Annotated in this window: 6 protein-coding genes and 1 rRNA gene; 3 read left to right on the top strand and 4 right to left on the bottom strand. The window is 40.5% G+C overall.

Going from position 1 to position 5,558, the window contains the following annotated elements; translation table 11 throughout:
* Positions 1 to 339, top strand: a 339-nt coding sequence (locus ACTB1O_RS07260) for a sensor histidine kinase (RefSeq protein WP_462994472.1), incomplete at its 5' end; no start/stop codon positions are given.
* 11 nt (positions 340 to 350) lie between these two features.
* Positions 351 to 734: a response regulator gene (locus ACTB1O_RS07265; protein WP_462994473.1), complete on the top strand. Its 384-nt coding sequence runs from the start codon at positions 351 to 353 to the stop codon at positions 732 to 734.
* Positions 735 to 759: 25 nt separating this feature from the next.
* Here ACTB1O_RS07265 and ACTB1O_RS07270 read toward each other — a convergent pair whose 3' ends face one another.
* The 4 genes from ACTB1O_RS07270 to ACTB1O_RS07285 all read right to left on the bottom strand — a co-directional run bounded on the left by ACTB1O_RS07270 (position 760) and on the right by ACTB1O_RS07285 (position 4,502).
* A complete protein-coding gene (locus ACTB1O_RS07270; protein ID WP_462994474.1) occupies positions 760 to 1,278 on the bottom strand; it encodes a VOC family protein in 519 nt (172 codons plus the stop codon).
* Between the two features lie 128 nt (positions 1,279 to 1,406).
* Positions 1,407 to 2,303: a glycine betaine ABC transporter substrate-binding protein gene (locus tag ACTB1O_RS07275; RefSeq protein WP_462994475.1), complete on the bottom strand. Its 897-nt coding sequence runs from the start codon at positions 2,301 to 2,303 to the stop codon at positions 1,407 to 1,409.
* Between the two features lie 138 nt (positions 2,304 to 2,441).
* Entirely contained in the window at positions 2,442 to 3,284 is an 843-nt protein-coding gene (locus ACTB1O_RS07280; protein WP_462994476.1) for an ABC transporter permease, read from the bottom strand.
* Complete coding sequence (locus ACTB1O_RS07285; protein ID WP_462994477.1) at positions 3,285 to 4,502, bottom strand: quaternary amine ABC transporter ATP-binding protein; 1,218 nt, start codon at positions 4,500 to 4,502, stop codon at positions 3,285 to 3,287. It lies immediately after the preceding gene.
* Positions 4,503 to 5,465: 963 nt separating this feature from the next.
* Between ACTB1O_RS07285 and ACTB1O_RS07290 the strand changes: the two genes are divergently transcribed.
* Positions 5,466 to 5,558, top strand: a 16S ribosomal RNA gene (locus ACTB1O_RS07290); the annotation flags it as partial.

Below are 5,558 nucleotides of genomic sequence, written 5' to 3' on the forward strand. Positions count from 1 at the left end.
CTTGTTTCAGCAGAAAATGTTATGATTCCGTTTGATGCAGCGATACCATTCGGACTTATGATAAATGAGCTTTTAACAAATGCTTTCCGGCATGCCTTTCCAAAAGCAGGTGGCGGTATTGTAAAGATAACACTTGAAGAAAAAGGAGGGGATTTGTTCGTCCTTAATTTCTCTGATAATGGAAAAGGTCTTTTGGAAGGGTTTGATCCATATACAACAACATCTCTGGGGTTAAGTCTTGTCCGCAACTTGATTGAGAGGCAGTTATCCGGGGAAATGACGGTTGATTCCGAAAAAGGCACACATTATGAGATAAAATTCAAAGCAGAAGGTATATAGGCGGATTTATAATGATGAAAGATATCAGGATTCTGATTGTTGAGGATGATGCAATTATCTCAATGGATATAGAGCAGAGGGTAAAAAAGCACGGCTGTATTGTTCTGGGAGTCGTTGACCGTGCCGAGAAGGTATTTGAAAAAGTTGGCAGTGAAAGACCTGATATCGTCCTTATGGATATAAACATAAAGGGAGAGATGGATGGCGTCTCAATTGCAGAAAAACTTCTCAATGACTATGATATTCATGTAATCTACATAACTGCATATTCTGATATGAGTATGAGAGAAAGGGCGCTTAAAACAGAACCTCTTGGATATCTTGTAAAGCCCATCCGTGAGTCGGAGCTCGTTGAGATGCTTGAGTACGCATCTGAAAAAATAAAAAGAGAATAATATTTGAGTTTTAAATTTTTTTAAATCATTTTGTATTAAGCATGTAGTTTACAGCTTCCTGCGGCATTGTGGTTGATTCTGCAATCTGTTCAGCTGTTTTTCCTGATTTTGCAAGTCTTTTTACACATATGTCCATTCTTTCCCCCACCTCAATCATGTGGCCGTCGGGATCGAGAAATCTGACGGTAAGCTGCTGCCAGGGCTGCTTTTTCACATCGTGAACGAAATCCACACCTGCTGACTTTAAAACTTCAGAGGTTTTTTTCATATCATCGGTTTCATAATAGAGTTCAAGCATCTTTTTTGATTGGAAATCCCCGTCTTTTGATTCAGATTCTCCGAATATTACATTTCTGCCGTAATTACCGTCCCAGATGCCAAGTCCGCTTTTAAAACCTACATTTGGCCCGAGATCAAGTTCTATCTCCTCTCCCATTATTTCCGTATAGAATTTTTTTGAAATTTCCACATCCTTTACGAAAAGAACAGTTGAATGATACGAAAACGGTCTGTTCTCTTTTTCTACCTGAGATGATGTAACCATATCTGCAAAAAGGGTCTGGAAATATATAGTCGTTTTCCGCAGGCTGTGAAAGTAAAGGCAGATTATAATCTCTGGTTAGTGAGAATCAAAAAAAAAGTTTAGCTGAGCCAAAACCGGCTCTTTAAAAATTATTCTCCAATAATTTTGCTTACCTTTTCAGGATTTGCGGAGATCCATTTTGCTGCTGCATCTTCAACAGACATTCCGTCTTCCACGTCAAGCATAACTGATTCCATGTCTGAGGGCTGCCAGTAGAAGTTCTCTAATATGGAGTATGCTCCCGGTTTTTCTTCCTTAAGGCCGAGACGTGCGAGTGAGCCAATATACTCCTCTCCTCCGAAGACTTCTTTTGGATCGTCAAGATATTTCAGATCAAACCTTGCAAACATCCAGTGTGGCGTCCAGCCGGTGACGACAATCCATTTCTCATCCTTTATGGCTTTGGTGAGTTCTGCTGTCATTCCCGCACTGCTGCTTGCAAGAATGGTGTAATCAAGTCCGTACTGGGTTACTGCATCCTCGGTGTTTGACATCATTCCTGCACCGGGTTCAATTCCGGTAATTGTGTTGTCAAATTTGTCTGCAACTGTGTTCATCTCATCGATTGAATCGATTTCAACATATGAAGGCACTACAAGACCAATCTTTGCCCCGTCAAGGTTGTGACCGACAAGATCGATGTCCTTACCATATTTTTCCCAGTAGTTTCCCTGGGTTGCGGGAAGCCATGCTGAGATTGTCATATCAACTTTGCCGTCGGCAAGTGCCTGATAGAGTGGTCCTGCATCGACTGCCATAAGTTCGACATCGTAGCCTGCCTGTTCATAAATCTGTTTTAATACGTTTGTACTTGCAATTTCAGAATCCCAGAGAACATATCCGATTTTTACTTCTTCAGCCGGCTGTGTGCCGGTTTCAGCGGGTGTTGCTTCTGACGGTGCGCCTCCTGTACATCCTGCTATAAGGATGAATGATAAGAGAACAACAATACCGGCAGTTAATAATTTTACATTCCTTTTAAACAATTTATCACGACCTGTTGGGTATTTAATCAGAAAAAAATAATGGAAAAATTCATCCCCAAAAAAACACCTTATGGTAAGGCCGTAAAAGCACGGCCTCTTCTGACCCTTATATAGTTCACTATATAAAGTATTGTCTAATCACGATTTAATCAGGTTTTGTGAGATTCTGTCGAGAATTATAGCTATTATTACAATTGCAAGCCCTGCCTCAAAACCTCCTCCTATATCGACTCTCTGAATACCTGTAAGCACGTTCAGACCAAGACCTGCTGCTCCTATCATTGATGCGATGACAGTCATTGAAAGTGCAAGAAGGATACACTGGTTTACGCCGGCCATAATTGTGGGCATTGCAACAGGCAGCTGTACTTTTATGAGTTTCTGTCCCGGAGTTGCACCGAATGAGTCTGCAACTTCGCTTAGTTCAACAGGCACCTGACGGATACCGAGATTTGTTAAGCGTATTGCGGGCGGCATTGCAAATATTATTGTTGCAATAATTCCCGGCACATTTCCAAGTCCGAAGAAGATTACAGCAGGTATCAGGTAGACGAATGAAGGCATTGTCTGCATAAGATCAAGAACCGGTTTTGTAAGTCTGTCTGCCGCTTCACTTCGTGAAGCCCAGATTCCAACCGGAATTCCAATCAGTAGTGCAATTACAGATGATGTTATGACAAGTGCAAGAGTCTGCATGGATTCTTTCCAGAGATCGAGATTTAAGATGAGCAGAAGTCCTGCGGCAATAAGAATACCTGTCATATTATTCCTGTTCGTAACCTGCCACCCGAGAGCGGCAATAAGAATTATAAGAATTATGGGAGGTATTAAAAATAATAAATCTGAAAGACCGGTTACAAATATATCAATTATTGTGCTTATTGCATCAAAGAGCCATCCAAAGTATGTATCAAGCTGGTCTACCAGATATTCGACAGCATCCCCGAGAGGAATTTTTGGAATAATTGCATTGTCAGCCATCTAAATAATCTCCATACGTGCCATTGCGGCAAGAAGAGAACCTTTTATGATGATTCCCTTTATTCTGTCATTTTCATCCAGAACGGCAACAGGATACGGGGAGTCGGCCATTACCGGAATTATCTCGCTAAGAGGTGTTTCAGTCCGGACAATTGGAACATCTCTTTTTACAATATCATTGAGCTTTTTTCCTTCTTTTTTTGCCTTTGTTGCATCCTCAGCCATTATCAGGCCCTCATATTTTCTGCTCTTTGAAACGGTAAACACACTTGAAATACCATATTCCTCCATGAAGTGAAGAGCATTGTTCGGGCCTGAATCTATTGAAATTAAGGGCTCCGGCTTTTTCATAACATCGGATGCTGTAAGAACCTTTACCATATCAACACCTTCAACGAATTTTTCCACGAATTTGGTTGCAGGATTTATCAGTATTTCTTCAGAGTTTCCTATCTGGAGAATTTCCCCGTCTTTCATCAGGGCAATTCTGGTCCCGAGTTTTAAGGCTTCGTCAAGGTCGTGGGTCACAAAGATTATTGTTTTTTGCAGATTATCCTGCAGGGTTAAAAGTTCGTCCTGCATATCCTTTCTTATAAGGGGGTCAAGTGCACTGAAAGCCTCATCCATTAAAAGTATGTCAGGATCTGATGCAAGGGCTCTTGCAAGGCCGACCCTCTGCTGCATTCCTCCGGAGAGTTCAGAAGGCATACTGTTCTCATATCCCTCAAGACCTACCATTTTCAGTGTTTCTGTTGCTTTTTTGACTTTTTCCTCATTTGAAATTCCCTGGATATCAAGTCCGAATGCCACATTTTCCAGTATATTTTTGTGGGGAAGAAGAGCAAAGCTCTGAAAGATCATTGCAACTTTATATCTGCGAAGATTAAGGAGTTCTGCTCCTTCAAGATTAGAAATATCTTCGCCGTTTATTATTATACTTCCATATTCGGGTGTTATAAGCCGGTTTATGCATCTTAAAAGGGTAGACTTTCCACAGCCTGAAAGTCCCATTAAAACAAATATTTCGCCCGATTTTACTTCAAAACTAACTTCTTTTAAGGCGACATTCTGGCCTGTTTTCTCAAAAATGTCTTTTTTTGAGAGACCCTCCCTGATAAGTTTTTTGGCTTTTTCAGGTTTTGACCCGAAAATTTTTGTCAGATTTTTTATTTCAACAACTATATCTTCAGATGATTTGCTAATATCTGATTCAGACATATATATACCTCATATAAAATAGAATTATAAACATCTATGTTATTCTTATAGTTATGTGTGGTAAGTGTTTGGTTTTTTAGAAATCCAAAATATTGCTAATTTAGACGATTTTAAGGAAATAATGCTCTATAATTTGAAATTTGCCCGGCCTGTGCCGGCTATAACTAAATAGGAGAAAGGATATTGAATAAAATTGGATTTAAAGATAATAATAGGAAATTAAGGTCAAAAACAGAATCTGTCATATTTACATCAGTTTTCTGCTCCGTTAATCCTGCCAGTGTAAGATAAGAGTATAATATTATACACAGACGGGGAGGGTAGAAAAACTAATAATTTTTCCCGGATTGGAAAGAAAACCGGCGCAACCTCCAAAATCCTCTGCCTGTTCACCCCCTGCATTTCGACCCTGTTTTGCGCGGACGGAAAAAAACCCTGGAAAAACGCCTGTTTTACCAGTCTTCACAAAGGGTCAGGGTGATCAGCAGACCAAAAACGGTCCTGAATTAACAAGGTTTATATGTGGCGAAAGACCACTTTGTAAGGCCGAAGTATGATGGCGAAAGTTCGCTCAAATGCGTCCGTTTCAAAAATGCCTGAAATATAGACGGATTAATAGAAAAGCATGTGGATTGGCACAGGGATATAACTCTGTTATGTTTCTGATGTGATGTCCTGACTTTTCCAAAGAGAAAACTAATGGGTTTATATGGAAATAAGCCCAATATGTTATCTCGCGATTCTTGATGGAGAACCGAAGTCACCCGGATGGGGGTGTCGGTTCTGACGTTGGCACTGACAATGCGGAAATTTGTTTAATTAACCGCTAATTCCTTTTGTGATACAAAAATGATATCGATAGAACAAGTGTGCCGAAGTGAAACGTATCTTCAATACTGCACGAAAACGGTAGTTTTCGTCAGGTCCATAGAACTCAATTCGTGAGTTGTATGAACAAATAAAATTCTGGTTGATCCTGCCAGAGGTCACTGCTATCGGGGTTCGATTAAGCCATGCGAGTCGAGAGGGTTCAGACCCTCGGCGGACTGAGATCGG

The organism is Methanomicrobium sp. (assembly GCF_055145805.1).

Bases quoted from the DNA above. Each gene is read 5' to 3' on its own strand.
- ACTB1O_RS07265 (WP_462994473.1), top strand. From the start codon at position 351: ATGATGAAAGATATCAGGATTCTGATTGTTGAGGATGATGCAATTATC.
- ACTB1O_RS07270 (WP_462994474.1), bottom strand. From the start codon at position 1,278: ATGGTTACATCATCTCAGGTAGAAAAAGAGAACAGACCGTTTTCGTAT.
- ACTB1O_RS07280 (WP_462994476.1), bottom strand. From the start codon at position 3,284: ATGGCTGACAATGCAATTATTCCAAAAATTCCTCTCGGGGATGCTGTC.
- ACTB1O_RS07285 (WP_462994477.1), bottom strand. From the start codon at position 4,502: ATGTCTGAATCAGATATTAGCAAATCATCTGAAGATATAGTTGTTGAA.